At 70.7% G+C, this 26,367-nt stretch carries 25 protein-coding genes; 11 read left to right on the top strand and 14 right to left on the bottom strand.

Going from position 1 to position 26,367, the window contains the following annotated elements:
- The first annotated feature begins 3 nt into the window (after positions 1-3).
- Entirely contained in the window at positions 4-600 is a 597-nt protein-coding gene (locus ACFYNU_RS29290) for a 2'-5' RNA ligase family protein (protein ID WP_356591602.1), read from the top strand.
- Positions 601-634: 34 nt separating this feature from the next.
- Here the strand turns inward: ACFYNU_RS29290 and ACFYNU_RS29295 are convergent, their stop codons facing one another.
- Both ACFYNU_RS29295 and ACFYNU_RS29300 read right to left on the bottom strand, forming a co-directional pair.
- A complete protein-coding gene (locus ACFYNU_RS29295; protein WP_356591604.1) occupies positions 635-1,390 on the bottom strand; it encodes a decaprenylphospho-beta-D-erythro-pentofuranosid-2-ulose 2-reductase in 756 nt (251 codons plus the stop codon).
- 135 nt (positions 1,391-1,525) lie between these two features.
- Positions 1,526-2,893, bottom strand: coding sequence for an FAD-binding oxidoreductase (locus tag ACFYNU_RS29300; protein ID WP_356591606.1), 1,368 nt, complete (start codon positions 2,891-2,893; stop codon positions 1,526-1,528).
- Positions 2,894-3,059: 166 nt separating this feature from the next.
- Here ACFYNU_RS29300 and ACFYNU_RS29305 point away from each other — a divergent pair, with 166 nt between their 5' ends.
- Positions 3,060-4,046 (top strand): YihY/virulence factor BrkB family protein, encoded by a 987-nt coding sequence (locus tag ACFYNU_RS29305; protein WP_356591608.1) that lies wholly within the window; start codon positions 3,060-3,062, stop codon positions 4,044-4,046.
- Here the strand turns inward: ACFYNU_RS29305 and ACFYNU_RS29310 are convergent.
- Positions 4,024-5,313 (bottom strand): D-alanyl-D-alanine carboxypeptidase, encoded by a 1,290-nt coding sequence (locus ACFYNU_RS29310; protein ID WP_356591610.1) that lies wholly within the window; start codon positions 5,311-5,313, stop codon positions 4,024-4,026. The two genes, ACFYNU_RS29305 and ACFYNU_RS29310, sit on opposite strands and share 23 nt — an antisense overlap.
- Positions 5,314-5,452: 139 nt before the next feature.
- On the opposite strand from ACFYNU_RS29310, the gene ACFYNU_RS29315 reads away from it, so the two are divergent.
- The gene (locus tag ACFYNU_RS29315) at positions 5,453-5,731 is read left to right on the top strand and encodes an SCO4848 family membrane protein (protein WP_356591612.1); all 279 of its coding nucleotides are present in this window, start codon (positions 5,453-5,455) and stop codon (positions 5,729-5,731) included.
- A 13-nt stretch (positions 5,732-5,744) separates the two neighbouring features.
- The gene (locus ACFYNU_RS29320) at positions 5,745-7,022 is read left to right on the top strand and encodes a metallophosphoesterase (protein ID WP_356591614.1); all 1,278 of its coding nucleotides are present in this window, start codon (positions 5,745-5,747) and stop codon (positions 7,020-7,022) included.
- 376 nt (positions 7,023-7,398) lie between these two features.
- On the opposite strand, the gene ACFYNU_RS29325 is transcribed toward ACFYNU_RS29320, so the two are convergent.
- Both ACFYNU_RS29325 and ACFYNU_RS29330 read right to left on the bottom strand, forming a co-directional pair.
- Positions 7,399-8,883 (bottom strand): HAMP domain-containing sensor histidine kinase, encoded by a 1,485-nt coding sequence (locus ACFYNU_RS29325; protein WP_356591616.1) that lies wholly within the window; start codon positions 8,881-8,883, stop codon positions 7,399-7,401.
- Positions 8,883-9,587 (bottom strand): response regulator transcription factor, encoded by a 705-nt coding sequence (locus ACFYNU_RS29330; protein ID WP_356591783.1) that lies wholly within the window; start codon positions 9,585-9,587, stop codon positions 8,883-8,885. The genes ACFYNU_RS29325 and ACFYNU_RS29330 overlap by 1 nt, the downstream gene beginning before the upstream one ends.
- A gap of 170 nt (positions 9,588-9,757) precedes the next feature.
- Here ACFYNU_RS29330 and ACFYNU_RS29335 point away from each other — a divergent pair, with 170 nt between their 5' ends.
- Positions 9,758-10,192, top strand: a complete 435-nt coding sequence (locus ACFYNU_RS29335) for a carboxypeptidase-like regulatory domain-containing protein (protein WP_356591618.1) — start codon at positions 9,758-9,760, stop codon at positions 10,190-10,192.
- Here the strand turns inward: ACFYNU_RS29335 and ACFYNU_RS29340 are convergent.
- Entirely contained in the window at positions 10,152-10,892 is a 741-nt protein-coding gene (locus ACFYNU_RS29340; protein WP_356591620.1) for a TetR family transcriptional regulator, read from the bottom strand. The two genes, ACFYNU_RS29335 and ACFYNU_RS29340, sit on opposite strands and share 41 nt — an antisense overlap.
- Positions 10,893-10,981: 89 nt before the next feature.
- Here ACFYNU_RS29340 and ACFYNU_RS29345 point away from each other — a divergent pair, with 89 nt between their 5' ends.
- Positions 10,982-11,809 (top strand): nucleotidyltransferase domain-containing protein, encoded by an 828-nt coding sequence (locus ACFYNU_RS29345; RefSeq protein WP_356591622.1) that lies wholly within the window; start codon positions 10,982-10,984, stop codon positions 11,807-11,809.
- Here the strand turns inward: ACFYNU_RS29345 and ACFYNU_RS29350 are convergent.
- The 6 genes from ACFYNU_RS29350 to ACFYNU_RS29375 all read right to left on the bottom strand — a co-directional run bounded on the left by ACFYNU_RS29350 (position 11,796) and on the right by ACFYNU_RS29375 (position 16,654).
- A complete protein-coding gene (locus ACFYNU_RS29350) occupies positions 11,796-12,320 on the bottom strand; it encodes a hypothetical protein (RefSeq protein WP_356591624.1) in 525 nt (174 codons plus the stop codon). The genes ACFYNU_RS29345 and ACFYNU_RS29350 overlap by 14 nt on opposite strands.
- A 129-nt stretch (positions 12,321-12,449) precedes the next feature.
- Positions 12,450-13,229: a succinate dehydrogenase iron-sulfur subunit gene (locus ACFYNU_RS29355; protein ID WP_356591626.1), complete on the bottom strand. Its 780-nt coding sequence runs from the start codon at positions 13,227-13,229 to the stop codon at positions 12,450-12,452.
- Entirely contained in the window at positions 13,229-14,983 is a 1,755-nt protein-coding gene (gene sdhA / locus ACFYNU_RS29360; RefSeq protein ID WP_356591628.1) for a succinate dehydrogenase flavoprotein subunit, read from the bottom strand. The genes ACFYNU_RS29355 and sdhA overlap by 1 nt, the downstream gene beginning before the upstream one ends.
- 20 nt (positions 14,984-15,003) lie before the next feature.
- Positions 15,004-15,495: a succinate dehydrogenase hydrophobic membrane anchor subunit gene (locus ACFYNU_RS29365; RefSeq protein ID WP_356591630.1), complete on the bottom strand. Its 492-nt coding sequence runs from the start codon at positions 15,493-15,495 to the stop codon at positions 15,004-15,006.
- 3 nt (positions 15,496-15,498) lie between these two features.
- Positions 15,499-15,879 (bottom strand): succinate dehydrogenase, cytochrome b556 subunit, encoded by a 381-nt coding sequence (sdhC, locus tag ACFYNU_RS29370; protein WP_078494216.1) that lies wholly within the window; start codon positions 15,877-15,879, stop codon positions 15,499-15,501.
- A 169-nt stretch (positions 15,880-16,048) separates the two neighbouring features.
- Positions 16,049-16,654, bottom strand: a complete 606-nt coding sequence (locus ACFYNU_RS29375; protein WP_388767680.1) for a 2-oxo-4-hydroxy-4-carboxy-5-ureidoimidazoline decarboxylase — start codon at positions 16,652-16,654, stop codon at positions 16,049-16,051.
- Positions 16,655-16,904: 250 nt separating this feature from the next.
- Here ACFYNU_RS29375 and ACFYNU_RS29380 point away from each other — a divergent pair, with 250 nt between their 5' ends.
- Positions 16,905-18,542, top strand: coding sequence for a family 20 glycosylhydrolase (locus tag ACFYNU_RS29380; RefSeq protein ID WP_356591632.1), 1,638 nt, complete (start codon positions 16,905-16,907; stop codon positions 18,540-18,542).
- Positions 18,543-18,696: 154 nt separating this feature from the next.
- Positions 18,697-19,320, top strand: coding sequence for a hypothetical protein (locus tag ACFYNU_RS29385; RefSeq protein ID WP_356591634.1), 624 nt, complete (start codon positions 18,697-18,699; stop codon positions 19,318-19,320).
- Between the two features lie 14 nt (positions 19,321-19,334).
- Here the strand turns inward: ACFYNU_RS29385 and ACFYNU_RS29390 are convergent, their stop codons facing one another.
- Positions 19,335-20,249 (bottom strand): hypothetical protein, encoded by a 915-nt coding sequence (locus tag ACFYNU_RS29390; RefSeq protein ID WP_356591636.1) that lies wholly within the window; start codon positions 20,247-20,249, stop codon positions 19,335-19,337.
- 703 nt (positions 20,250-20,952) lie between these two features.
- Between ACFYNU_RS29390 and ACFYNU_RS29395 the strand changes: the two genes are divergently transcribed.
- Together ACFYNU_RS29395 and ACFYNU_RS29400 are read left to right on the top strand one after the other, a co-directional pair.
- Complete coding sequence (locus ACFYNU_RS29395; protein ID WP_356591638.1) at positions 20,953-21,699, top strand: RNA polymerase sigma factor; 747 nt, start codon at positions 20,953-20,955, stop codon at positions 21,697-21,699.
- Positions 21,699-23,012, top strand: coding sequence for a hypothetical protein (locus ACFYNU_RS29400; RefSeq protein ID WP_356591640.1), 1,314 nt, complete (start codon positions 21,699-21,701; stop codon positions 23,010-23,012). The genes ACFYNU_RS29395 and ACFYNU_RS29400 overlap by 1 nt, the downstream gene beginning before the upstream one ends.
- Before the next feature lie 210 nt (positions 23,013-23,222).
- Here ACFYNU_RS29400 and ACFYNU_RS29405 read toward each other — a convergent pair whose 3' ends face one another.
- Positions 23,223-24,098: a L,D-transpeptidase family protein gene (locus ACFYNU_RS29405; protein ID WP_356591642.1), complete on the bottom strand. Its 876-nt coding sequence runs from the start codon at positions 24,096-24,098 to the stop codon at positions 23,223-23,225.
- A gap of 614 nt (positions 24,099-24,712) precedes the next feature.
- On the opposite strand from ACFYNU_RS29405, the gene ACFYNU_RS29410 reads away from it, so the two are divergent.
- Complete coding sequence (locus ACFYNU_RS29410) at positions 24,713-26,332, top strand: methylmalonyl-CoA mutase family protein (protein WP_356591644.1); 1,620 nt, start codon at positions 24,713-24,715, stop codon at positions 26,330-26,332.
- The last annotated feature ends 35 nt before the right edge of the window (positions 26,333-26,367 follow it).

Genomic DNA, 26,367 nt, shown 5'->3' on the forward strand with positions numbered 1-26,367 from the left:
GACGTGGGGACCGTAACGCTCGGCGTTTCGATCGCGGTCCCGGAGCCGTACGGCAGCCTGCTCCAGGACCGCCGTGCGGGCTTCGGCGACCCCGCCGCGCACGGCATCCCCACGCATGTCACGCTCCTGCCGCCGACCGAGGTCGACGCCGCGACGCTGCCCACCATCGAGGCCCATCTCGCCTCGGTCGCCACGGCGGGCCGCCCCTTCCCGATGCGGCTCTACGGCACGGGCACCTTCCGCCCGCTGTCGCCGGTGGTCTTCGTCCAGGTCGTCGAGGGCGGCTCGGCCTGCACCTGGCTCCAGAAGCGGGTCAGGGAGGCGTCCGGCCCCCTGGTGCGTGAACTCCAGTTCCCGTACCACCCCCATGTGACCGTCGCGCACGGCATCTCCGAGGAGGCGATGGACCGGGCGTACGAGGAGCTGGCCGACTACACGGCCCGCTGGAGCTGCACCTCCTTCGGCCTCTACGAGCAGGGCTCCGACGGCGTGTGGCGGATGCTGCACGAGTACGCCTTCGGCGGCGGTACGGAGATCACGGGAGTGCCCTCGCAGAGCACCCCCGCCGACCTGCCCGCGGCCTCGTCCCTGCGCCAGTAGCCCCCGCTGGCCCCGCAGCCCCCCCCCGCGGACGTCAGACCGGCAGCCGCCGGAAGAGCGGCCTCGGCAGATGCCGCAGCAGCGACATCGCCACCCGCAGCGCCCCCGGCACCCACACCGTCTCCGAACGCCGCCGCAGCCCCAGCTCCACGGCCGCCGCGACCGCCTCCGGCGTGGTGGCCAGCGGCGTCTCCTCCAGCCCGGCCGTCATCCTCGTCCGTACGAAGCCGGGCCGGACGACCATCACATGCACACCGGTGCCGTACATCGCGTCCCCGAGCCCCTGCGCGAACGCGTCCAGGCCCGCCTTGCTCGACCCGTAGATGAAATTGGCGCGCCGCGCCCGCTCGCCCGCCACGGACGACAGCACCACCAGCGAACCGTGCCCCTGCGTCTGCATCGCCGCCGCGCACACCAGACCGGCCGAGACGGCGCCCGTGTAGTTGGTCTGCGCGACCCTGACGGCGGCCGGCGGATCGGCCTCGTCGTGCGCCTGGTCGCCGAGCACACCGAAGGCGAGGAGCGTCATGTCGATGTCGCCCTCCGCGAAGACCTTGCCGAGCACCTCCGCGTGCGACTCCGGGTCGAGCGCGTCGAAGTCGACGGTACGGACGTCCGCGCCCTGCGTACGCAGCTGCTCGGCCGCGATGTCGAGCTGGGGCGACGCGCGGCCGGCCAGCCAGACGGTGCGCGTACGGCGAGCGATCAGCCGGCGCGCCGTGGCCAGCGCGATCTCGGACGTCCCACCGAGGACGAGCAGGGACTGCGGGATGCCGAAGGCGTCCTTCATGGTGCGGTGCTCCTTGCAGCGAGGGGGAGTTGGGGGAGTCGGAGGCTCGGATCGAGAGACGGCGGGGGAGAGTTGGCCGGGGGAGCCGGCGGGGGAGAGCCGGCGGGGGAGAGCCGGCGGGGGAGAGCCGGGGGCTCAGATCGAGAGTCGGCGGGAGAGATCGGAGACGAAGATTCCGCGCGGGTCGAGTTCGGCCCGCAGCGCCCTGAACTCGTCCAGCCGCGGATACATCACGGCCAGCAGCTCGGGCCGCAGCCGTGAGTCCTTCGCCAGACAGACCCGGCCTCCGGCGGCGGCGACGTCCTCGTCCAGCTCGTCGAGGAAGGGGCCGAGGCCGGTGCGCCCGGCGGGGATGTCCAGCGAGAGCGTCCAGCCGGCCATCGGGAAGGACAGCCAGCCGGGATCGCCCACGCCGAAGCGTTTGAGCAGGGCGAGGAGGGAGGGGCAGCCGCGCCGGACGATGCGCCGCACGATCCTGATCAGCGCGTCCTCCTGGCCGTCCCCGACGACGAACTGGTAGCGGACGAAGCCGCCGCGCCCGTACAGGCGGTTCCAGTGCGGTACGCCGTCCAGCGGGTGGAAGAAGGCCGAGATGGGCCGGAGTTCACCGGTCCGCCTGCGGGGCGCCCGGCGGTACCAGAGTTCGTTGAGGAGCCCCACCGTGGTCCGCCCCAGCAGCCCTTCGGGTACGTAGGAGGGCGCGCCGGGCAGCAGTCCCGGCCGGAAGGCGAGCGGCTGTCGGCGGGCGGGGGAGCGCGCCGACAGCGCGGCGAGCGGCGCGTGTTCGCCACGGGTGAGGACCGCGCGTCCCAAGGAGGAGCCACTCGCGAGCAGATCGACCCACCCGACCGCGTAGCGGTGCCGGTGGCGGCACTCGGACGCGGTGAGACGGGCCATCAGATCGTCGAGGTCCGTGGCGCGTTCGGTGTCGACGGACATCAGGGACGTCTCGACGCGGTGCAGCCGGAAGGTGGCCGCGAGGATCACCCCCGTCAGCCCCATACCGCCCGCTGTCGCCTCGAACAGCGGCGTGCCCGGCACGACGGTACGGATGGCGCCGTCGGCGGTCAGCAGGTCCAGGGAGAGCACATGGCGGGAGAACGAGCCCGCCCCCGGGTGGTTCCCGCCGTGGATGTCGGAGCCGATCGCCCCGCCCACCGTGATCTGGCGGGTCCCCGGCGTCACCGGCAGGAACCAGCCGAGCGGCAGCAGCACCTCCATCAGCCGGTGCAGGCTGATCCCGGCCTCGCACTCCACGGTCCCGGCCTCGGCGTCGACGCGCACGACGCGGTCCAGGGCCGTCATGTCGATCAAGGAGCCGCCCGCGTTCTGCGCCGCGTCCCCGTACGCGCGGCCGAGACCGCGCGGGATGCCTCCGCGCGTACCGCAGTCGCGTACGGCGCGGACCGTCTCCTCATAAGAACGCGGCCGGACGAGACGGGCGGCGGCCGTGGGGGCGGTGCGGCCCCAGCCGGTGACAGGGTCGGCGATCTCGGCAGACATGGTCGAGACGGTATCGCCCTAAACATCATTCTTTGCGTTGTAAGCCGTATTTGATGGCGTACTCGTATGAATGGGTGGTTCGGTGGGTGTCGGTGGATGATGACGTGAGAATCGGCTTCCGGGGTACCCGACCGTTGGTTCTCCGATCCGAGGGCAGGTCTCCGTCATGGACTGGCTGAAAAAACTCCCCGTCGTCGGCCCGCTCGTGGCGCGGCTGATGTTGACGCACACCTGGCGTTCGTACGAAACCCTCGACCGGGCCCACTGGACGCGGCTGGCGGCGGCGATCACCTTCATCAGCTTCCTCGCGCTCTTCCCGCTGATCACCGTGAGCGCGGCGATCGGGGCCGGGCTGCTCAGCAAGGACCAGCTCGACAGCCTCCAGCGCAAGCTCACCGACCAGGTCCCCGGCATCTCCGACCAGCTCGACCTGCACGCCCTGGTCGCCAACGCGGGCACCGTGGGGCTGGTGGCGGGCGCGCTGCTGCTGTTCACCGGCATCGGCTGGGTCGGCTCGATGCGGGAGTGCCTGCGGGCCGTCTGGGGGCTGGACGACGTGGACGAGGGCAACCCCTTCGTACTGAAGGGCAGAGACGCGATCATCCTCGTCGGCCTCGGCGTCACCGGTCTCGCCTCGATCGGCGCGTCGGCCCTCGGCTCCACCGCCGTCAGCTGGACGGCGCGCCGGATCGGCATCCCGGAGGGCGGCGCGGGCGGGGTGCTGCTCCAGATCGCGGCCGTCGCGGTGGCGGCCGTCGCGGCGTTCCTGATCCTGCTGTACGTGCTGACGCTGCTGCCCCACGTACGGCCGCCACGGCGCCGGCTGATCGTCGCCGCCGTCATCGGCGCGGTCGGCTTCGAAGTGCTCAAGCTGCTGCTCGGCGGGTATGTGCGGGACGTCGCCGGCAAGAACATCTACGGCGCGTTCGGAGTGCCCGTCGCGCTGCTGCTGTGGATCAACTTCACGGCGAAGCTGCTGCTGTTCTGCGCCGCCTGGACGGCGACGCCGAGCAAGCACGACCAGCCGGACGAGGACGACCGGCCCGACGAGGACGCTGCCGCGCCGGGCGAGGACGCCGGCGCGAGGACGCCCGGCGCGACCCGTGCGGACCGGGCGCTGCCTCCGCGCTCTAACGGCCCGGCAGGCGCTTGACCAGATCCGGCAGCGGCCACCGGCGGTTCACCAGGAACACGGCCGCCGCCAGCAGCAGCAGCGCACCACCCGTGATGGCCACCGCGATCCCCCTGCCGCTCGACCCGGCGGCCTTGTCGCCCAGCGCGGCCTGGTCCGTCCCGCCGTCGCCACCGGCCTCGCCGTCGCCGCCGCCCGACTCCTTCTGCCCCACGGCCTCCTTGTCGGAGTCACCGCCGGTGGAGCCGGGCTTCACCAGCTCGCCGACCGGCTTGACCTTTCCGGCGGCGGCGAAGCCCCAGTCCAGCAGCCGGCCCGTCTCCTGATAGACCGCCAGGCTCTCCTCCTGGGACGGGCTCATGACCGTCACCAGCAGAACCCTGCCGTCGCGTTCGGCGACACCCGTGAAGGTCGAGCCCGCGTTGGTGGTGTTGCCGTTCTTGACGCCGGCGATGCCCTCGTACGGCTCCAGACCGGCGTCCCCGGTCAGCAGCCGGTTGGTGTTCTGGATCTCGAAGGTCTCCCGCTTCGGGGCCTTCTTGCCCTTCTTCGCCTTCTTCTCCTCGCCGGGGAACTGCACCCGCACGGTCGACGAGTACTCCCGGAAGTCCTTCTTCTGGAGTCCGGAGCGGGCGATCAGAGTGAGGTCGTACGCACTGGAGACCTGGCCCTTCTCGTCGTAACCGTCCGGCGAGACCACATGCGTGTCGAGCGCCTTCAGCTCGGCCGCGTGCTTGTTCATGTCGGCGACGGTCTTCGCGACGCCGCCGTTCATCTCGGACAGCACATGCACGGCGTCGTTGCCCGAGCGCAGGAAGACGCCCATCCACAGGTCGTGGACCGTGTACGTGCTCTCCTCCTTCACCCCCACCAGGCTGCTGCCCTCGCCCACGCCCGCCAGATCGGCGCTCGTCACCTTGTGGGACTCGGTCTTCGGCAGCACGGGCAGGACCGTGTCGGCGAAGAGCATCTTCAGCGTCGACGCGGGCGGCAGCTGCCAGTGGGCGTTGTGCGAGGCCAGGACCTCGCCGCTCTCGGCGTCCGCGACGATCCACGACTTGCCGGTCACCTTCTTCGGCAGCACCGGCACACCAGCGGCGAGATTCACCTGGGTACCGGGTTTGCCGAGCAGGGTGCCACCGACCGTCGACATCGCCGCCGGCGGCTTCGGCTGCTTGTCCTCGGACCTGTCCGCGGTCGCGTCGTCGGCCAGGACGGGCGCGGCGGTCAGAACGGGCAGCAAGGCGGCGGTGAGGACCGTCAGCGCGGTCTTTTTCAATGCGGACACGGTCGAAAACGTACATGGCCTGACGGGGGATCCGAACACCGCCGGGTGGACCCGCCGCCGCCACCGCTGGGTCAGACCACTTTCCGGCCACCGCCGCCCCCGGCGAAGTGGCGGCGAGCCCTCCGGCGATACTGGATCCATGAAGCTCAGCCGCCCCGTGTCCTGGTTCCTGCTTGCCTTCGGGGTGTGGAGCTGGTTCATCTGGATCACTTTCGTAAAAAATCTATGGCAGGACGGCAGCGGGCTCGCCTTCGACGACGCCGGTGACCCCACGGGCTACTTCTGGGTCCATCTGCTGCTCGCCATCACGTCCTTTCTTCTGGGGACGGGCGTCGGGGCGGTGGGGTTCCGTGGAGTTCGCGCCTTGCGGAACGAACCCGGTGACGAGCACGTAGTACAGAGACAGCGACAGGGATAAAGGGGATCGGCTCGTGATCGTCGTGTTTGTTCTGATGGCGCTCGCCGCCATCGCGCTGGTGGCGGGCGCGCATTACTACATATGGCGGCGGCTCGTCCGCGACACGACCACGCAGGGGAGTACGGCCCGCAAGGCGGGCACCGCCGTGCTCGTCCTGCTGCCGGTCCTGACCTTCGCGGGCGTGGCCGTGGGCCGCGCGGACACGCCGTTCGCGCTGAAGCAGATCCTCGGCTGGCCCGCGTACATGTGGCTCGCGACGCTGCTGTATCTGCTGCTGGCGCTGCTGGTGGGCGAAGCCGTACGGCCGCTGCTGCGCCGGGTGCTCGAACGGCGTGCGGCGACGGCGGGCGGTACGGCGACGGAGCCGGCCCCCGTCGAGGAGCCCGCGACCGTCGGTGCACCGCCGGCCCCCGCCGCCCCGGCGGACGCGCCCGCGGACGTCCAGGCCGCTCCGGCGCCCGCCGACCCCTCCCGGCGGATCTTCGTCTCCCGCGTCGTCGGTGGCGCCGCTGCCGCCGCCGCGCTCGCCACCGTCGGGTACGGCACGGCGAACGTGCTGAGCGGTCCCGGCGTCAAACGTGTCACGGTGCCCCTCGCGAAGCTGCCGCGCGCCGCGCACGGCTACCGGATCGCCGTCGTCAGCGACATCCACCTCGGCCCGCTGCTGGGCAAGGCGCACGCGCAGCGCGTCGTGGACGCCATCAACTCCACCAACCCCGACCTCATCGCCGTGGTCGGCGACCTGGTCGACGGGACCGTCGCCGATCTGGGCCCGGCGGCCGAGCCGCTGGCCGGACTGAAGGCACGGCACGGCTCGTACTTCGTCACCGGCAACCACGAGTACTTCGGCGACGCGGGCGAATGGGTCGACCACGTACGGGAGTTGGGCCTGCACCCGCTGGAGAACGCGCGCGTCGAGATCGACGGGTTCGATCTGGTGGGCGTCAACGACATCGCGGGCGAGGAGGAGGGCGAGGGCCCCGACTTCGCCAAGGCGCTCGGCGGGCGCGACACGGCGCGGGCGTCCGTCCTCATGGCGCACCAGCCGGTCGTGATCCACGACGCGGTCAAGCACGGCATCGACCTCCAGCTGTCGGGCCACACGCACGGCGGCCAGATGTGGCCGGTGAACTACATCGCGCAGGCGTCCAACCCGACCCTCGCGGGTCTTGAGCAGTACGGCGACACCGCGCTCTACGTGACGCGCGGGGCCGGGGCGTGGGGTCCACCGGTACGGGTCGGCGCACCGTCGGACATCACGGTGGTCCAACTGGCGTCCCGCCAGGCGTAGTCCGGGCCGCGCCCGCCCGCGGAGCGCGACCCGCCCGCAGGGCTGGGCCCGCGCGCGGGGCTAGGCGCGCCCCGCGCAGCGGCTGATGTCTCGCCGGTCGCGCGGTGCGAGGCGGCGAACGGAGACACGGCGAGAGCCGCGCCTCCCTTCGCCGGCCCCGACGCGGCGCGCCTGCCGGGGCACGTGGCCCGGCGCGATCGTCAAGGCCCTTGAGGAGCTGGGCGTCCCGGGTCCGGTACGCCCGAAGGCCGGGAGGCCCGGCCCCGTGCCCCCGAGGGCCGGGCGGTCCGAGTCCCGTACTCCCCGAGGGGCCGGGCGACCCCGTACCCCTGAGGGGATCGGGGGCCCGGGCCCCGGCAGCCCCCGGCCCCCGGGCTCAGCTCGGGAGTGTCACCGTCACCGTCAGGCCCGTGCCCGGGGTTGTGCGGACCGTTACGTCGCCGCCGTGCGAGCGCACCACCGCCTGCACGATCGACATTCCGAGGCCGCTGCCGGCGGCCCCGCCCCCGGCCCGGAAGAAACGGTCGAATATCCGGGCCGCGTCCTCGTCGCTCATCCCCGGCCCCTCGTCGCGGACGCGCAGCCGCACCTCGCCCTCGGGCGAGCGGCTCAGCTCCACCCGGACGGGCGCGTCGGCGGGTGTGTGGGAGCGGATGTTCGTCAGCAGATTGCCGATGACCTGCCGCAGCCCGGACTCGTCGGCCTGGACGAGCATCGCGCCGGCCGCCGACACGTCGAGCGGCCGGTCCGGCTGCTGGGCCCGCAGGTCGTCGGCCGCGTCGCGGACCAGCCGGCTCAGGTCGACCGGGCGCAGGCGCAGCACCGGCCGCTGGTCCAGCCTGGCCAGGGTGAGCAACTCCTCGACGAGCCGCGCCATCCGGTCCGCCTCGCAGCTCATCCGGGACAGCGCGCGGCTGCGTTCGGCCGGTTCGCCCAGCATCCCCTTCTCGTACAGCTGGAGATAGCCGCGGATCGCGGACAGCGGCGTACGCAGCTCGTGCGACGCGTCGGCGACGAAGCGCCGCAGTTGCGCCGTGCTGCGCTCGCGCGTCACGTACGCCGACTCGACCTGTTGGAGCATCGCGTTGAGGGCGAGCCGCAACTGCTCGATCTCCGTGACCGGATCGTGGCGGCCGGGCACCCGGCGGGTCAGATCGCCCTCGGCGATGGCCGTCGCCGTCTCGACCATGTCGCGGAGCGGTCGCAGCGTACGGTTCGCGCTCATCAGGGTGATCAGCGCCAGCAGGACGATCAGCAGCCCGCCGAACGCGGCGTCGAACTTCAGCGCGCGCAGCAGGCTCTCCTGCACCGCCTTGGTGGACGTGGAGATCAGCACGACGGACCCGTCGCTGAGTCGGGCTCCGACCAGCCGGTAGGGGGTGCCGTTCACCATCACCTCGCGGACGCCCGTCTCCTCGCTCAGCGCCGTCGGGTCGGTGACGGCCTGCGCGAGGTCGCGCTGCCGCTCGGACGGTACGACCCCGGCGAAGCTCAGTGCCCTGCCCTGCGGGTCGACGGCGACGAAGACCGACTCGGGGGCGGGCAGCGCCCCCGCGCCCGGCTGCCGGGGTGAGATCTTCTCCACGATCGAGGCGAGCGAGCTGAGCGACTCGATCTGGTTGATCGTGAGTTCGGTGCGCTGCAACCCGTCGCGCGACATGGTCAGTTCGTTGTCGATCGCGCCCAGCAGATAGTGCCGCAGTCCGAAGAGGCTGACGGCGGTCGCGATGGTGATGCCCAGCGCCAGCAGCACCACGTTGATCAGCGTCAGCTTCGAACGCAGCGAGTGGGTACGGGGCTTGGGCCGCCGCAGGGCCCCGAGAGGCCCGAGGGGCCGAAGGAGGAAACCGACCCGCGGCATCACGAGGAGGAGCCCGGACTCGCGAGACCGTAGCCCACCCCGCGTCTCGTCATGATCAACGGCGGCCCGTACACGTCGAGTTTGCGCCGCAGATAGCTGATGTAGGTCTCCACCACCGTGGACTCGGGCGCGTGCTCGTACCGCCAGACATGCCGCAGCAGCTGCTCCTTCGTCACCACCGCGCCGGCGTTGCGCACCAGGAACCGCAGCAGCGCGTACTCGGTCGGCGTCAGCTCCACCGTGCGCCCCGCCCTGCGCACCGTGTACGTCGCCTCGTCCAGCTCCAGATCGCCGTACCGCAGCGGTGGCCGTACCGGGATCCGGTCCTCCGGCAGGGTCCTGCGCAGCACCGCCCGGACCCGGGCGACCACCTCGTCCACGTTGAACGGCTTGGTGATGTAGTCGTCGCCGAGCGAGAGCCCGCCGACGATCTCGGCGGGCGCGTCCCGCGCGGTGAGGAACACCACCGCCATCCGCGGGTGCGACAGCCTGAGTTGGCGCGCGATGTCGCGGCCGTCGCCGTCCGGGAGCATCACGTCGAGCAGCGCCACGTCGGGCCGGGTACGCCGTACCGCCTCGGCCGCCTCCCGTACCGAGCCCGCCGCCACCACCTCGAACCGGTGGTAGCGCAGGGCGATGGTCAGGACGTCGGCGATGCTCGGTTCGTCCTCGACCAGCAGTACCGTCGCCGCCGCATCCGTCATGCTCATGGCTCCAGTATCCGCGTTCCGCCCCGGCCGGCGGGCGCTGCCTTGGAGTTCCTTGAGAGTCCTGCCGACGACCCCGCACGCGCCGGTGCCGTCGGCCGATTCTGGGTCTGTCCGATGCGGACGATGCGGCCGATGCGGCCGGACAGGAGCGGGAGGAACTGATCGTGGAGGCATGGGGACGGTGGCTGCCGGGGTGGCTGGACAGGCGGCTCCCGCAGCAGGCGGTGGCGACGCCCGGCACCAACAGGCCTGCCCCCGACGGCCGCGCCACCGAGGACGCCCCCACCAGCCTTACCGACACGACCGACACGACCGGCACCACCGTCGTCCACGGCTTCGTCCGTACGGAGGAGGGCGTGCCCGTCGCCGGCGCCGTACTGACCCTGGCCGCGCCCTCGGGCACCCGGCTCGACCGGGTGGCGACGCTCGCCGACGGCTCGTACATCCTCAGCGCCCCGATCGGCGGCTCCTATCTGCTGGCCGCGACCTGCCGCGCGTACGAGCCATGGACCCGGCGCGTCACGATCGGCCGCGAGCCGCTCGTCCACGATCTGACGCTCAACCCGTGGGAGTCCGCCTCACCATCGCACCCGGCATGAACTCCACCAGCAGTTCGTGGAGTTGACGTACGACCGGACGCAGCAGCCGGTAGCGCGACAGCGCGATCACCCGGGCGACGACCGGGGTGGCCCGCACGACGAGCCGGCGGCTGCGCTCGGTGCCCGGAGTCCGGTCGTACACCCAGTACAGGACGAGGCCCATCTGCATCAGCCACAGCAAGTGCGGCAGCTGTTCGGCCAGTTCGGGGTCCGGCCGGGCCGACGAGCCGGCGAGTACCCGCTCATGGATGGCGACGGCCGCCTCGCGCGCCGGGGCGGACTCCGCCGAGAAGGGACTGAGCGGGCTCTCCGGGTCGGCGGCGTTCTTGAAGAACTGCGCGGCGAAACGGTGGTACGGCTCCGCCGTGTCCAGCCACGCCAGCAGGACGCCCCGGAGCCGGACCGTCAGATCCGGCTCCCGCGCCAGCACGCTCCTGACGGCGCTCTCGTGCTCGGCGGCGATCCGGTCGTAGAAGCCCTGGACGAGATGTTCCTTGGAGGAGAAGTAGTAGTACGCGTTCCCGACGGAGACGCCGGCCTCCTTCGCGATGGCCCGCATGGTCGTCCGGTCGTAGCCGTTCTCCTCGAAGAGGCGCAGCGCGGTTTCGAGGATCAGTGTGCGGGTCTGCTCGCTCCGGGAGGCCTTGATGTCGTTCCTGTCCTTCGGCTCTCGCCCTTCGGGGCCCGTCGCTTCCCTCATGCCGGCCGGGCCTGGACGGGGGACGGCCGGGGGCCGCACCACCCATGCGACATGATGCCGTCCGCCGTCCGATCGGGAAGAGTCGGGCCATGATGCGTGCGGAGGATGTGCTGGCCGTCCTGGATCTGCTCGACCGGGCCGGTGTCGAGGTCCGGCTGGACGGCGGCTGGGGTGTCGACGCCCTGCTGTGCGAGCAGACCCGCCCCCACGAGGACCTGGACATCGTCGTACGGGCCGAGAGCCTGGCCGACCTCGGGCGGACGATGCGCGACCACGGCTTCCGGCTGTGGCGGGACGACGGACCGTACAACCATGTGCTGACGGACGGCGCGGGCCGGCTGGTCGACGTCCACGCGGTGGATCTCGGCGTCACCCGTACGAATGAACAGGGCGTCGAGGTGTACGGCCCCGGCGGACTGCCGTACCCGGTGGGCTCGCTGAGCGGCAGCGGGCGGGTCCGGGGCCGGCTGGTCGGCTGCGGCACGGCCGCCTTCCAGATCGCCTCGCACACCGGTTACGCGCTCGACGAGGACGACGAACGCGATGTCCTGGCCCTGCACCACCGCTTCGGCGTACCGCTCGCCGGACGGGTGCGCGCGTGGCACGAGGAGGACGGCTGGGGCGTGCTGGACGCCGCCAACCTCCGGGAGGACGTGTGGGCGCACTTCTCGGCCGTCGCCGGTGACGACTACGTCGAACCGGTGGCGGGCCAGGCCGTCACGTTCTCCGTGGAGGACGAGGAGGAAGAGGAGGAAGAGGCCGGCGAGGAGGGGGCGCGGGAGGCGCGGCAGACGCGACAGGCCGGTTACCGCCGGCGCGCGGCGACCGTCTGGCCCGAAGGCGCCACGACCCCCGCCGTCCCCGCTGTCCCGGCCGTCCCCGCCTTGCCCACCGCCCCCACCGTCACATGGAGCTGAGCGAACGGGCGTAGGCGACCTGCCCCATGACCACCTGGAAGCTCTCCGGGCCGGTCGCGGGAATCATGGTCGAGTGGTGCTTGCCACCACTGGTCACCATCACCTGGATGAAGCCGGTGGTCTTCCTCTCCTTCATCAGGAGGAAGAGCAGACCGAGCAGACAGAAGATGAAGAAGACGACCGCCAGGACGATGGCGTGCGCCGGGATCTTCTCCTCCGTACGCGACATGTCCGTCGCGTTCCACACCGCGCCCTGGAGCGGCAGCGTGCCGGACGGTGTCACGATCCCGTGGTTCATGACGGTGATGTCGCCGATCGACACCAGCGGCGTGCCGCCGCCCGAGACCGCGGGAACGGGCATACCGGCGGCCATCGTCGGGTCGTAGCTGCCCTGACCGGGATAGCCGTAACCCGGAGCCGGGTTCGGATAGCCGTAACCCGGCTGCGTGGGGCCCCATCCGTACGCCCCGTCGCCACCGTCCGGATTCGGGTTCGGATTCGCCTGGCTCATGTCTCCCCGCTTCCCCTGCCGCTGCTTGGTCTGACTGAATCCTGGCACAGAAAGGGCCCGCCCCGTACGGGCCGTTACGGCTTTGTACGGAAACGGGCCCTCACCGCGTACGTGGCGGGTTTCCCGCGCTCAGAAACGCCGCGTGATCAGCGCGCGCTTCACTTCCTGGATCGCCTTGGTGACCTCGATACCGCGCGGGCAGGCGTCCGTGCAGTTGAACGTCGTGCGGCAACGCCACACCCCGTCCTTGTCGTTGAGGATCTCCAGCCGCTGCTCGCCCGCCTCGTCACGCGAGTCGAAGATGAACCGGTGCGCGTTGACGATCGCCGCCGGGCCGAAGTACTGCCCGTCGTTCCAGAACACCGGGCACGACGACGTGCACGCCGCGCACAGGATGCACTTGGTGGTGTCGTCGAACCGCTCGCGGTCCTCGGCGGACTGAAGACGCTCACGCGTCGGCTCGTTCCCGGTGGTCACCAGGAACGGCATCACGTCGCGGTACGCCTGGAAGAACGGGTCCATGTCCACGACCAGGTCCTTGAGGACCGTAAGCCCCTTGATGGCCTCGACCGTGATCGGCTTCGCGGCGCCCGTCTTCCTGTCGAACGACGTGATGTCCTTGATCAGCGTCTTGCACGCGAGACGGTTCTTGCCGTTGATCCGCATCGCGTCCGAGCCGCAGATCCCGTGCGCGCAGGAACGCCGGAAGGTCAGCGAGCCGTCGACGTCCCACTTGATCTTGTGGAGGGCGTCGAGCACGCGCTCCTTGGGGTCGATCTCGATCGAGAAGTCCTCCCAGCGGGACTCGTCGGAGATCTCCGGGTTGAAGCGGCGGATCCGCAGCGTGACCGTGATGTACGGCGATGCCGCGGACTCGGCCTCGACCTTGTCCAGTAGGGGAGTTGCCATCAGTACTTACGCTCCATCGGCTGGTAGCGGGTCTGGACGACCGGCTTGTAGTCGAGACGGATGGACTCCGTGCCGTCGTCGCCGACCTCGCGGTACGCCATGGTGTGGCGCATGAAGTTCACGTCGTCCCGGTTGGGGAAGTCCTCGCGGTAGTGACCGCCGCGCGACTCCTTGCGGGCGAGCGCCGACACGGCCATCACCTCGGCCAGGTCGAGCAGGTTGCCCAGCTCGACGGCCTCCAGCAGATCCGTGTTGAAGCGCCGGCCCTTGTCCTGGATGGACACACGCAGATAGCGGTCGCGCAGCTCGCCGATCTTCTCGACGGCCGTCTTGATCGTCTGCTCCGTACGGAAGACCATGACGTTCGCGTCCATGGTCTCCTGAAGCTCGCGGCGGATGTCCGCCACCCGCTCGTGGCCCGTCGACGCACGCAGCCGCTCGACCTGTGCCTCGACCAGCGCGGCCGGGTTCTCCGGGAGTTCGACGTGGTCGTGCTTGGCCGCGTACTCGGCGGCGGCGATGCCGGAGCGCTTGCCGAAGACGTTGATGTCTAGCAGCGAGTTGGTGCCCAGCCGGTTGGCGCCGTGCACCGACACGCAGGCGACCTCGCCGGCCGCGTAAAGACCCGGCACGACCGTGGTGTTGTCGCGCAGGACCTCACCCTCGACGTTGGTCGGGATGCCGCCCATCGCGTAGTGCGCGGTGGGCTGGATCGGGATCGGGTCCGTGTACGGCTCGATGCCCAGGTACGTACGGGCGAACTCGGTGATGTCCGGGAGCTTGGCGTCCAGTTGCTCCGGCGGCAGGTGCGTCAGGTCGAGATAGACGTGGTCGCCCTCGGGGCCGCAGCCGCGGCCCTCGCGGATCTCGGTGTAGATGGACCGCGAGACGACGTCGCGCGAGGCGAGGTCCTTCATGACGGGCGCGTACTTCTCCATGAAGCGCTCACCGTCCTTGTTACGGAGGATGCCGCCCTCACCGCGGGCGCCCTCGGTAAGGAGGATGCCCATGCGCCAGATGCCCGTGGGGTGGAACTGGAAGAACTCCATGTCCTCCAGGGGCAGTCCGCGCCGGTAGCACGCCGCCTGGCCGTCACCGGTCAGGGTGTGCGCGTTGGACGTCACCTTGAAGAACTTGCCGGTGCCGCCGGACGCGTAGATGACCGACTTGGCCTGGAAGACATGGATCTCGCCGGTCGCCAGCTCGTACGCGACCACGCCCGCCGACGTCTTGACGCCGTCGATCTCCACGATCAACTGGTCCAGGACGTAGAACTCGTTGAAGAACTCCACGCCCTCCTTGACACAGTTCTGGTAAAGCGTCTGGAGGATCATGTGGCCGGTGCGGTCCGCCGCGTAGCAGGACCGGCGGACCGGCGCCTCGCCGTGGTTACGGGAGTGGCCGCCGAACCGGCGCTGGTCGATGGTGCCGTCCGGCGTCCTGTTGAACGGCAGACCCATCTTCTCCAGGTCCAGGACCGCGTCGATGGCCTCCTTCGCCAGGATCTCGGCGGCGTCCTGGTCGACCAGGTAGTCGCCGCCCTTGATCGTGTCGAAGGTGTGCCACTCCCAGTTGTCCTCCTCCACGTTGGCGAGCGCGGCGGCCATGCCGCCCTGCGCGGCGCCCGTGTGGGACCTGGTGGGATACAGCTTCGTCAGCACGGCGGTACGGCTGCGCTTGGTCGACTCGATGGCCGCGCGCATACCGGCGCCACCGGCGCCGACGATGACGGTGTCGTACTTATGGATCTTCATTGCTCTCGTCAGCCCCGGCTTTAGCGGATGTTCGGGTCGAAGGTGAAGATCACCAGCGTGCCCAGAAGGATGGTGAACACCGTCGCGGTGTACAGCAGGCCCTTGAGCCACAGGCGCGTGTTGGCACGCTCCGCGTAGTCGTTGATGATCGTGCGCATGCCGTTGGCGCCGTGCAGCATCGCCAGCCACAGCATCAGCAGATCCCACGCCTGCCAGAACGGGGACGCCCAGCGGCCGGCCACGAAGGCGAAGCCGATCTTGCTGACGCCGCCGTCGAGGACCAGCTGGATCAGCAGATGGCCGATGACCAGGACGACGAGGACGACGCCGGACAGGCGCATGAACAGCCAGGCGGCCATCTCGAAGTTGCCGCGCGTGGACTTGGGGGTCTTCGCGGTGCGCTTGCGCGGCGGCTCGATGAACGGCGCCGGGTGGTCGACGTCGAAGACGCTCGCACCCTCGACGGGACTGATCGCGGCGGTGGAACCGGTCGCGGTGGTGTCTGCGGACATCGGTCAGCTCCCCCAGATCTCGCGTGCGGCGTGGCCGAGCACGGGGTAGATGGCGCCCAGCATCAGAACGAGCCAGACACCCACGACGCTCCAGAGCATCTGCTTCTGGTAGCGCGGGCCCTTGGACCAGAAGTCCACCGCGATGACACGCAGGCCGTTGAGCGCGTGGAAGAGGACTGCGGCCACGAGGCCGTACTCCATTACTCCGACGAGGGGCGTCTTGTAGGTGGCCACGACGTCGTCGTAGGCCTCGGGGGAGACGCGGACAAGTGCGGTGTCCAGCACATGGACGAACAGGAAGAAGAAGATGGTGACGCCGGTGACTCGATGAGCCACCCATGACCACATTCCTTCCCGGCCGCGGTACAGCGTTCCTGCCGGCACGGAAAAGCCCTCCGGGAGCGGGGATCGGGGCCGGCCGCCATCTTCTACTCGATGAAGCACAGTGGTGTCGGTCGCGCCCGGCCGGGTACGGTCCACCGGCCCTGGCCATCGTAGCGACGCTTTGTCGGTTCGATTGCGCGGGGGCCCTTCGGTGTGATCAAACAGGCAGTCAAACAGCCACGGACGGGCTATCCGGACGGCCGTAGTCGTTCGATTCCTGCGAAACACGGGGAGCGGGCGGTTCCGGACGGCGCCGCGGGGGGCGGTCCGGACGGTGCTCCGGACGGTGTTCCGCCGAGGGGCCGTCGGCCACCAGGCGCGAGACCCGGGAGCGCGCGAGCCGGCGCAGCTCGTCGGCGGCGACGGCGCGCTCCTCGTCGGGGTCGTGCGCCAGCCGCTCACGGATACCGGCCAGCACCTGGTTCAGCCGCTCCTCGGGACGGTAGCGGTCGAGGCTGATGACGAACGCGTGGCCGAAGCTGCTCTCGTACGCGGCGTGTGCCGCCCGCAGCGCGGTCCGGGCGGCGGGCGGCGCCCCGTGCTGCGGGTCGGCGGACGTCTCGTCGGCGAGCGCTCCGGCGAGGTCGGCCAGGGACAGGTCGTAACTCGCCTCGTCGGCGGCGGCGAGAAGCGCGTCGACCGTCGGATACGGGCGGTGGTCGGCGAGCCGGCGGGCCCAGCGGCGGTTCGCGCAGCAGGCCAGCAACGCGTGCTCGACGGTGTCCGCCGGGGCGTTGTTGAACCGCGTCAGACCGGCGTGGCGATCGCTGGACAGCGTGGGCTCCTCGGATGCGGCGTCACGGCTGGCAGCTCCGCGGTGTCACGGCTGGCAGAAGTGAAGGCAGATAAGGGCGGGACAGATGTTTCGCAAGGCTATCGAGGGCCGGTGACCATCGCCCGACTGATGCGCGAATTTCACCCGGATGGGACAGCCCCGGCTCGCGCGATCGGCGGGGACATGGGACGTTCGCCCTACTTCCTTCCTTCTTTTCTCCAGCCGACGGCATGCAAGGGGATGATCGCGGATGAGGTGGAACTCCCCGGGGACTCTGGTGGGCGGCGCCGCTGTCGTGGCGGCTGCCGTCACCCTCACGGCGGTGGCCTGGCCCGACGCCACCCCGCCCGACCACAGCGCACCGGCGGGCACGACCGGCACACCGCCGGCCGCCACCACCGAGGCGTCGGCGGCACGCTCCGACACCCGCCCGGCCGCCCCCACGCCCTCCAGCGGCGACGCGCTGTCCACGGCGCCGCGCACCGTGCCCTCCGTACGGAAGTTCGAGGCCGCCCGCGGCTCCGGCTGGCGCCCCGGCGGCTCCAGCGGCGTCGTCATCGCGAAGAACAGCGGGAAACTGGCCGACGAGGGCAAGCTCATCGCCAAGGAGCTGAAGATCGACTACCGGGGCGCCGTCGCGGCCAAGGCCGGTGATGTCGAGCTGGCCCTGGAGTCGGGCAAGCAGGCGGGTCCCGAGTCGTACACGCTCACCGCCCGCGACGGCCGCGTCAGGATCGCCGGACCCGACGAGGCGGGGGTCTTCTACGGCACCCGCACCCTCAAGCAGTCGGTGCGCGCGGACGGCGCGATACCCGAGGGCGTCGTACGCGACCAGCCCGACCGTCCGCAGCGCGGACTCAACCTCGACATCGCGCGCAAGTACTACACCCCCGGCTGGATCGAGGACCGGCTGCGCGAGATGGCCGACCTCAAACTCAACCAGCTGGGCCTGCACTTCTCCGACGACCAGGGCTTCCGCATCGAGTCGGACACGCACCCCGAGATCGTCTCCCAGCAGCACCTCACCAAGGCCCAGGTTCGGCAGATCATCGCCCTCGCCGGGCAGTTGCACATCCAGATCGTTCCCGAGATCGACTCACCGGGACATCTGGGCGCCGTCATGGCCCCCCACCCCGAACTCCAGCTCCGGGACGTGAACGGGAAGCCCACCCGCGGCGCCATCGACATCTCGCAGCCCGCCGCCGCGAAGATCGTGGACGAACTCCTGCGGGAGTACGACACGTTGTTCCCCGGGCCGTACTGGCACATCGGCGCCGACGAGTACCAGGCGCTCGTGGTCCGCGACCCCGAGGCGTCGTTCCCGCAACTGGCCGCCGCCGCACGGAAGAAGTACGGCCCCGACGCCAAGGTCCAGGACCTCACGACCGGTTGGATGAACGACCGCGCGGCCGTGGTCCGGGCGAAGAAGAAGGACGTCTCGGCGTGGAACGACGGCTTCTTCCCCGGCGGCGTCGTCAAGGCCGACCGGAATCTCCAGGTCGACTACTGGACCGGCAAGGAGATCGGCGCACGGCCCCCGCTGGACTATCTGCGCGAGGGCCGGTCGGTGATCAACCTCAACGACGAGTTCCTCTACTACGTGCTCGGCCAGCCGAACGACTTCGTCTACCCGACCGGGCAGCGGATCTACGAGCAGTGGACGCCGTTCGTGCTGCGCGGCACGAAGCCCGTGCCGGAGAAGTACTCGAAGCAGATCCTCGGCGCCCGGTTCGCGGTGTGGGGCGACATCGCGAACGCGCAGACACAGGACCAGGTGGCCGCCGGGATCCGGCTGCCGCTGGCCGCGCTGTCGCAGAAGGTGTGGAACCCCGTGAAACCGAACCTCAGTTGGGTGCAGTTCAAGGCACTCGCCAACAAGGTGGCCTGAGTTGAGCCCGTCGGCGATCCGGGACATTACGGTCGCCGACGGGTCTTTCTCGCGTACCGAACCCGCATTCTGGGCCACATCTGAGCCACAGGTGATGTTTTTCAGCCGCTGGGCGCTTTAATGAGCAGCACCCTGCCCGCGACGGGAGACGTGAATGAGCCTGATGGAACTGATTGTTCAGGCGGATGAGCGGGGCCTCGCCGCGAGCGGGGTCGCCTGCCTCGACCGCTGCCTGCCCCTGCTCGCCGACGAGGGCGAGGTGCTGCGCCCGCTCTGGTCGGGCATCGCCGACGGCGAGACGACCTGGGCCCCGCGTCTGGCGGTGGCCAGGGAAGCCATGGAAACGGCCGTCAGCAACGACGAAACGGCCGTCCTCGTACGGAAGATGCTCGCCGCCGCACCCTCGGAGTGGGCGGCGGAACCGCTGCGCGCCTGGTCCGACAGCTGCTCGGTCGTGGCGCTGGAGATCCACCAGCAGTTCGACGTGGTCGGCGACCGGATCGTCGGGGCACCCGGCACCGTCGCGAGCGGCGCGTACAGCGACTGGGTGATGCGCTGCCGTACGGGAGTGGCCGAGGGCCCCGACGGAAAGCCCGGCATCGGACCGTTCACGGCGGGCCCGATGGTCGCGGGCGAACTGCGCCGGCAGATCCAGATCCTGGAGATCCTGTCCGAAACGGCCGGCACGGCGGGCCTGCGCCAGGCGCTCGACCTCTCCACCGAGGGCCAACGGGTACTGCGAGCGGTCGTCTCACGCCGGGCGAGGGCGGGGAGCTGACACCTGCCCGCGCGTCAGCCGCCGCCCCCTCTTGCCGGTCCTCCGCGTGGTCCCTGCCTCCTGGTGGAGTGCCTCACCGCACCGCTCCGACCCAGCTGCCGCGGCGCGTCGTCGTTCCCCCGGCGCTGGGCCCTGGCGGCATTCGAATCGAGGGCGGCCAAGCTGGCGTTGGCGGGACCGGCCACCGAATTCCGGGGCGGAGTCCCGGTGTAGGTCTCGGCGTCGTTGGGCGGGTGTTGGGTCCGGAACCGTCCCTGGAAGTCACTTTCCTGAAAACTGCCTCCCGGGAACTGGACCGCCGACAATGCCTGGGACTGCTCGTAGGCCCGCTGTTCCGCCGTCCCGGCCATCCGCCGACTGCCATACGCGGCCTGTTCCGGGCTGAGTGTCATGCCCGCCGTATACCCCTGGGACTGATCGTCCTGGTAGCTCTGCGGGTACGCCGGAGGCTGGACCGGGGCCGTCTGATGTCGCCACGTCTCCGCCGCGGCAGCCGCAGCCGCTGCCTGCTCCGGAGTCATCGTTTCGTAGTCCCACTGGTTGAGGTTCTCCTCGGTGGGCGTCCCCAGGCCTTGTTGCCGGTTCCACTCCCTCAACTGGTTCCTGCCGTCCTCGTCGGCCGCGTTCTCCCAGGTCTGCGAGGGCTGCTCCCAGGTACTGGCCTGCGTGCGGTAGGCAGGCAGTGTCGACTCCTGCTGTGCCGGGCCCGGCTCCTCCGAATCCATCGGCGGCTGTCCCGTCCGCGCCCAGTACCGTCTGGCCTCCGCGGCCATGAGCTGTTGCGCGTACGCGGGGTCGATCGCCGCAGTCTGTCCCGCGGGGGTCTGTCCCGCCGGCTGTCCCGTCGGCGCCTCCCGACTCCACTGGCGCTGATACTCGGCCCCGTAAGGATTGTTCGAGGCGAAATTCCCCTCATTCTCACCTGGCACGCGTGCCACCTTCCTGTCATCGATGCGGCTGCCGCCAAGAACCGGCAACGGTCACCGGGCGGTCCTCCACCGGCCCCCGGCTGTCCGCACCCTCCGCCCGTCCGGTCCGGTGAGGCCGGACACCTCCCCAACGGCCGGGCGCCGCATCTGGTTCAAACCCGGGCATGCCGGAAGTCCTCTCGCGGTCACGAGGGTGTGGATGGCCGGCGCTCATTCCCGCGTTCGTCCTCGTCCCGCGCACCTGGGCCGCACACATGTCGGGCGGTGACCGACCACGCCCGACCGGCGACCACGGAGGGGCAACGACTCGGCCATTCCCTCGGCGCGATCCCGGCCGACATGTCTATTGCTTGCCTCGGCCCGGGGAGGATCGGACGGGCTTCCGGACGCACCGGTCACGCCGTGGGTTCGCGGAGCCCGTTCACACCGCGTTCCATGCCTGGTCGGAGAGCCGGAAACCAGGAGGACGACCGGGGCCGCCACCCCCCACAGGAGAGGCCCCGGTCGTCTTCGGGCGGGGACGCTCTGCGGCCCCGTACTCATGTCAGCGCCGTGGATGCGTTTTCTGTCACACCAAGGTGGGTCAGCAGGTTGTTGCGGGTTGTACGAAATATGGACTTGGGCAGCGAAGAGGCCGTAGCGTGCAGGAGCGCGTGGGGGCGCGCGGCAGTGACCAGCTGCGATTCAAGACGGGTTGTGTGGAGTGCTGGGGGACGACGCGGAGCTCACCGCCGCGGTGCTCGCGGCACAGGACGGGAACGAGACTGCGTTCCGGACTGTGTACCGTGCCGTGCACCCGCGGTTGTTGGCGTACATACGAACGCTCGTCGGCGAGCCTGACGCCGAGGACGTGGCTTCTGAGGCCTGGCTCCAGATAGCCCGCGACCTCGAACGCTTCAGCGGCGACGCCGACCGCTTCCGTGGCTGGACCGCGCGGATCGCGCGTAACCGCGCCCTCGACCACATACGGATGCGGGGCAGGCGCCCGGCCGCCGGCAGTGACGAGACGGAGCTGGCGGGCAAGGCCGCCGATTCGGACACCGCCGACGAGGCGATGGAGGCCCTGTCCACCGGTACGACGATGGCGTTGATCGCGCAACTGCCGCAGGACCAGGCCGAGGCCGTCGTCCTGCGTGTCGTGGTCGGGCTCGACGCGAAGAGCGCGGCGCGGACGCTGGGCAAACGGCCCGGCGCCGTACGGACGGCGGCGCACCGCGGGCTGAAGCGGCTGGCCGAACTGCTGGGCGCCGAGGACCCCGAACGCCTGGAGGGCGGCAGGGACGGCGTGGGCGGCAGGGACGGCGTCGACCGTCCCGAACCCGCCGCGCACGGCGGGGCGGCGAGCGGCCTGGAGCTGGGATCCGTACCGCCGCAGCGCGCCCGTTACCAGGGCGCTCCCGAGCCGGCCGGTGTGACGCATTCGCCGCCGGGGACGCAGAAGGACATGTGATGGCGCACGAGCGTGAGACGTGGCTCGACCACGGCGCCGCGGAGCTTCTGCTGCGCGGCAGGCCGGTCGAGACCACCGGTGAACACGCCCAGGCGCAGGCCGACCGGCTCGCCAGGGCTCTTGAGGAAGCCGCGCGCGTCGCGTACGCGGACGCCGCCGAACTGCCCGGCGAGGCCGCCGCGCTGGCCGCGTTCCGGCAGTCGGTCGGGACGGCGGGACAGACCGCGGCGCGGAGCTGGGACGCCCGCGCGGACGCGGGAACGGACTCGGTTACCAGCGGGGACGACGACGGGATCGGGACCGTACGCCTCGCGCCCGAGCGCCGTGGAATACGCCTGCCGCGCTTCGGACGCCCCCTGCGACTCGGCGTGGCCGCCGCCATGGCCGGATGCGCCCTCAGCGGTGTGGCCGCCGGAGCCGGTTTTCTGTACGCGCCGTCGGCGGGGGAGAGCCCGCCGAAGCCGTCGAACTCCATCTCCGACGCCCTGACACCGGCGCCCCTGGTGTCCGATCTGCCCAGCAGCAGTCTCAACCCCCCGCCCTTCTCGTCCGACCCGGCGGGCGGTGCCGGCTCGGACACGCCCGGCGCCTCGTCCGACGCGATGCCGGGCGGTTCGGCGGACAAGGACGGGAACAGCCGGGCGACGGGCGAGGGCTGGCGGCACGGAAGTGGCGAGAAGTGGTACGCCCGGCTGGTCCAGGCGTGCCAGGAGTACCGGGACGGCACGATCGCCGCCGGAAAGAGGAAGCTGCTGGAGGACGCGGCCAAGGGCCCGCAGGGGGTGACCCGTCTCTGCGACCAGCTGCTGAGTGGTGACGGCCGGCACGACGGCGCCCAGGGAACCGGCGGCAACGGCCACGGCGGCAACGGCGGTGGTGGCGGCAACGGCCACGGTGGCAACGGCCACGGCGGTGGCGGCGACGGCCCGCAGAGCAGTGGCCCGATCGAAGGTCCCGCCGAGGGCGGTACGCCCGGCGACACCGGCGGTGGTACGGACGGCGGTTCGGGCGGCACCGACGGTGGCGGTGGCACCGACGGCGGTTCGGGTGGCGGTACCGGTGGCGGTTCGGGCGGTGGGTCCGAGGGACCGCCGAGCGACTGGCCGGGCGGCGACTACGGCGAGACGATCGGGATGAACCCGCCGGAGTCCGACGCCACGGGCCAGCATCCGCCGCTGCTCCCCGCGATGCCGGGCTCCGGGACAGGCCCCGGTGCGAGCCCTGAGACGGGTCCCGAATCGGGCTCCGAGGCAAGCCCCGAGACCGGCCCCGAGGTGGACTCCGAGACGAGCCCCGCCCCCTCGGAGTCGTAGCCGCCGAGGCGCGATTTTCGGCCACGCTCGACGTCCCGAATCCATGTGTGACGTTTTTTCGCGCTGTGGCGCAGTAGAGAGTGAGCCGACTGGTCATCGGCCGCGTCTGAGCCGGGGTTCCCCCCGTACCTTCGGCTCGACGCACAATTGGCGCGGGCGGGATACGTTCCCCCGGTCCCGCCCGCGCCTCTCAACTCGCGGCCCCCGCCCCTACTTGTAGACGACGACCTTGTCGCCGGTCCGCACCTGCTCGAAGAGCGACGCGATCTTCTTCTCGTCCCGCACGTTGACGCAGCCGTGCGACGCGCCGCTGTAACCCCGGGCCGCGAAGTCCGCCGAGTAGTGCACCGCCTGGCCGCCGCTGAAGAACATCGCGTACGGCATCGGGGTGTCGTACAGCGTGGAGACATGGTGCCGGGACTTCCACCCGACCTTGAACGTGCCCTCGCGGGTCGGCGTGTACTGCGAACCGAAGCGGACGTCCATCGTCGACAGCACCTTGCCGTCGATCATCCAGGACAGCGACCGGGTGTTCTTGCTGATGCACAGCACCCGGCCCGTCATGCACCGCGGATCCGGCTTCGGCGCGGGCTTGACGGCGGCCGGCGGGCGCAGTTCGGCCGCGGTCGGCTTCTTCGTCATGCCCAGGAGCCTCTCCCAGGTGACGGTGTCGGTCGTGCCGGTGCTCGGCAGTCCGCGCTTGGCCTGGAACGACGAGACGGCCGTGGCCGTGACGGAGCCGTAGTAGCCGGTGGGCGCGCGGTCGAAGTGGGCGATCTGCCGGAGCCTGGCCTGGAGTTCACGGACCTGGTCGCCCTCGGCGCCGCTCGCCAGCACGGTCTTCGGCTTCGGCGGCGCGGGCTTCTCGCTCACGCTCTTCGACGGCTTCGCGGACGGTGTGGCCGGCGGCTTCGACGCGGCGGCCGGCTCGGCGGACGGGCTGCTCGGCGAGGAGGTCGTCGGCTCGATCCGTACGCCGGTGCCGCTGCCGCTGCCCGGCTTGTCGTCGGCGGCGCCGGCCGGGTCGGTCACCACCTGCGCCGAACAGCCGACGGTGACGGCGAGCACGGCTCCGGTGGCGAGCACGACGCGGAGCGTGGCCGTACGCGAGCGTCGCGCCCCTGTCCGCGTCCGGGTCCCGGGCCGCGTTGATGTGCTGGGCAACTTCGTCCCCCTGTCTGCCACTGAGCTGTCCGATGGCGAGTGTCCGATGGCGATCAACCGAAACTGATCAAGTAACCGACGTGTCCGAGCAAAGCATCCATGTGCCGTCAGAGACGGCGCGCATCTTCTGAGACATCTGAGAGCCCGTTCCGGTTGCCCGGACGGCGCCGTCTTCGCATAACGACTTGGCCGCGTCCGAATTCTTCCTCGGGCCGCCGATAAGGAAAGCACGTCTCGACCGGAGAGCCTTCCTGACGGACACCGCCGCGCGCAACCACGCAAAACCGGAAACGCCAAACCCGAAGCCGGAAGGAGCAAGCCGGGGCGAAGCGCGGAGGAAGCACGGCGGAAGCGCGGCGGAAGCCCGGCGGAAGCCCGGCGGAAGTACGAGCAAGCACGAACAAGCGGGAGCAAGCACGGCCGCAAGCCGAAACACCGCTACATGTGCGCCGACACTCCCGACGGGTCATATCGCCCCGACGGCGCCGCCCGCATGATGGTCGCGCGGATCCACTGTCGGCCGAGAGGCGGAGCGAATGGCGTACCAACCCGGTGACGAGGGCACGCGGCGGCCGACGCGGCGCACGGAGAGCGGGGTGCCGGTCGAGCCGGTCTACGGCCCCGACGCGCTGACCGGCTGGGACCCGGCGGAACGGCTCGGCGAGCCGGGCGCGTACCCGTACACCCGAGGTGTCTACCCGTCGATGTACACCGGCCGGCCGTGGACCATGCGCCAGTACGCGGGCTTCGGCACCGCCGTCGAGTCCAACGCCCGCTACCGGCAGCTGATCGGCCATGGCACGACCGGGCTCTCCGTCGCGTTCGACCTGCCGACCCAGATGGGCCACGACAGCGACGCGCCGATCGCGAGCGGCGAGGTCGGCAAGGTCGGGGTCGCGATCGACTCCATCGACGACATGCGGATCCTCTTCGACGGCATCCCGCTGGACCAGGTCTCCACGTCGATGACGATCAACGCACCGGCCGCGCTTCTGCTGCTGCTCTACCAACTCGTCGCGGAGGAGCAGGGCGTGCCGGCCACCGCGCTGACCGGCACGGTGCAGAACGACGTACTCAAGGAGTACATCGCGCGTGGTACTTACATTTTCCCGCCGAAACCGTCACTGCGGCTGATCGCGGACATTTTCCAGTACTGCCGTACGGAGATTCCCCGCTGGAACACGATCTCGATCTCCGGCTATCACATGGCCGAGGCGGGAGCGACGCCCGCGCAGGAGATCGCGTTCACGCTGGCGGACGGCATCGAATACGTCCGTACGGCGATCTCCGCCGGAATGGAGGTGGACGACTTCGCACCGAGGCTGTCCTTCTTCTTCGTCGCACGCACGACCCTTCTCGAAGAAGTGGCCAAATTCCGTGCCGCGCGCCGTATTTGGGCCCGGGTCATGCGCGAGGAATTCGGCGCGCGAAATCCCAAGTCCCTGATGCTCCGCTTCCACACGCAGACCGCGGGAGTGCAGCTCACCGCACAACAGCCCGAGGTAAACCTCGTACGGGTGGCGGTGCAGGGGCTGGCCGCCGTCCTCGGCGGTACGCAGTCGCTGCACACGAACTCCTTCGACGAGGCGATCGCGCTCCCGACGGACAAGTCGGCCCGCCTCGCGCTGCGTACGCAGCAGGTGCTGGCGTACGAGACCGATGTCACCGCGACCGTCGACCCGTTCGCCGGTTCGTACGCGGTGGAGAGGATGACGGACGACCTGGAGGACGCGGCGCTGGCGCTGATGACCCGCGTCGAGGACCTGGGCGGCGCGGTCGAGGCCATCGAACGCGGCTTCCAGAAGGGCGAGATCGAGCGGAGCGCGTACGCCGTCGCGCGCGAGACGGACAGCGGGGAGCGCGTCGTGGTCGGCGTCAACCGCTTCCGGCTGGACGAGGAGGACCCGTACGAGCCGTTGCGCGTCGACCCGGCGATCGAGGCCCAACAGGCGGCGCGGCTGGCGGCGTTGCGGGCGGAGCGCGATCAGGGCGAGGTGGACGCGGCGCTCGCGGAGCTGCGGGGCGCGGCGAGGGGGAGCACGGACAACGTGCTGTATCCGATGAAGCGCGCGCTCAAGGCGCGGGCGACGGTGGGGGAGGTGTGCGACGCGCTGCGGGAGGTGTGGGGCGCGTACGTGCCGACGGACACGTTCTGACGCGTGCCCCGGCGGCCGGGGAGCGGACCGGCCCG

This window comes from Streptomyces sp. NPDC006643, assembly GCF_042870175.1.
Lineage (GTDB): Bacteria > Actinomycetota > Actinomycetes > Streptomycetales > Streptomycetaceae > Streptomyces.

Excerpts from the sequence above, each read along its gene's own strand:
- ACFYNU_RS29345 (WP_356591622.1), top strand. The coding sequence starts at position 10,982 with ATGATGCGTGCGGAGGATGTGCTGGCCGTCCTGGATCTGCTCGACCGG.
- ACFYNU_RS29330 (WP_356591783.1), bottom strand. The coding sequence starts at position 9,587 with ATGACGGATGCGGCGGCGACGGTACTGCTGGTCGAGGACGAACCGAGC.
- ACFYNU_RS29385 (WP_356591634.1), top strand. The coding sequence starts at position 18,697 with ATGAGCCTGATGGAACTGATTGTTCAGGCGGATGAGCGGGGCCTCGCC.
- ACFYNU_RS29340 (WP_356591620.1), bottom strand. The coding sequence starts at position 10,892 with ATGAGGGAAGCGACGGGCCCCGAAGGGCGAGAGCCGAAGGACAGGAAC.
- ACFYNU_RS29300 (WP_356591606.1), bottom strand. The coding sequence starts at position 2,893 with ATGTCTGCCGAGATCGCCGACCCTGTCACCGGCTGGGGCCGCACCGCC.
- ACFYNU_RS29410 (WP_356591644.1), top strand. The coding sequence starts at position 24,713 with ATGGCGTACCAACCCGGTGACGAGGGCACGCGGCGGCCGACGCGGCGC.
- sdhA (WP_356591628.1), bottom strand. The coding sequence starts at position 14,983 with ATGAAGATCCATAAGTACGACACCGTCATCGTCGGCGCCGGTGGCGCC.
- ACFYNU_RS29400 (WP_356591640.1), top strand. The coding sequence starts at position 21,699 with ATGGCGCACGAGCGTGAGACGTGGCTCGACCACGGCGCCGCGGAGCTT.
- ACFYNU_RS29295 (WP_356591604.1), bottom strand. The coding sequence starts at position 1,390 with ATGAAGGACGCCTTCGGCATCCCGCAGTCCCTGCTCGTCCTCGGTGGG.
- ACFYNU_RS29350 (WP_356591624.1), bottom strand. The coding sequence starts at position 12,320 with ATGAGCCAGGCGAATCCGAACCCGAATCCGGACGGTGGCGACGGGGCG.
- ACFYNU_RS29305 (WP_356591608.1), top strand. The coding sequence starts at position 3,060 with ATGGACTGGCTGAAAAAACTCCCCGTCGTCGGCCCGCTCGTGGCGCGG.
- ACFYNU_RS29365 (WP_356591630.1), bottom strand. The coding sequence starts at position 15,495 with ATGTCCGCAGACACCACCGCGACCGGTTCCACCGCCGCGATCAGTCCC.
- ACFYNU_RS29315 (WP_356591612.1), top strand. The coding sequence starts at position 5,453 with ATGAAGCTCAGCCGCCCCGTGTCCTGGTTCCTGCTTGCCTTCGGGGTG.
- ACFYNU_RS29380 (WP_356591632.1), top strand. The coding sequence starts at position 16,905 with ATGAGGTGGAACTCCCCGGGGACTCTGGTGGGCGGCGCCGCTGTCGTG.
- ACFYNU_RS29325 (WP_356591616.1), bottom strand. The coding sequence starts at position 8,883 with ATGCCGCGGGTCGGTTTCCTCCTTCGGCCCCTCGGGCCTCTCGGGGCC.
- ACFYNU_RS29355 (WP_356591626.1), bottom strand. The coding sequence starts at position 13,229 with ATGGCAACTCCCCTACTGGACAAGGTCGAGGCCGAGTCCGCGGCATCG.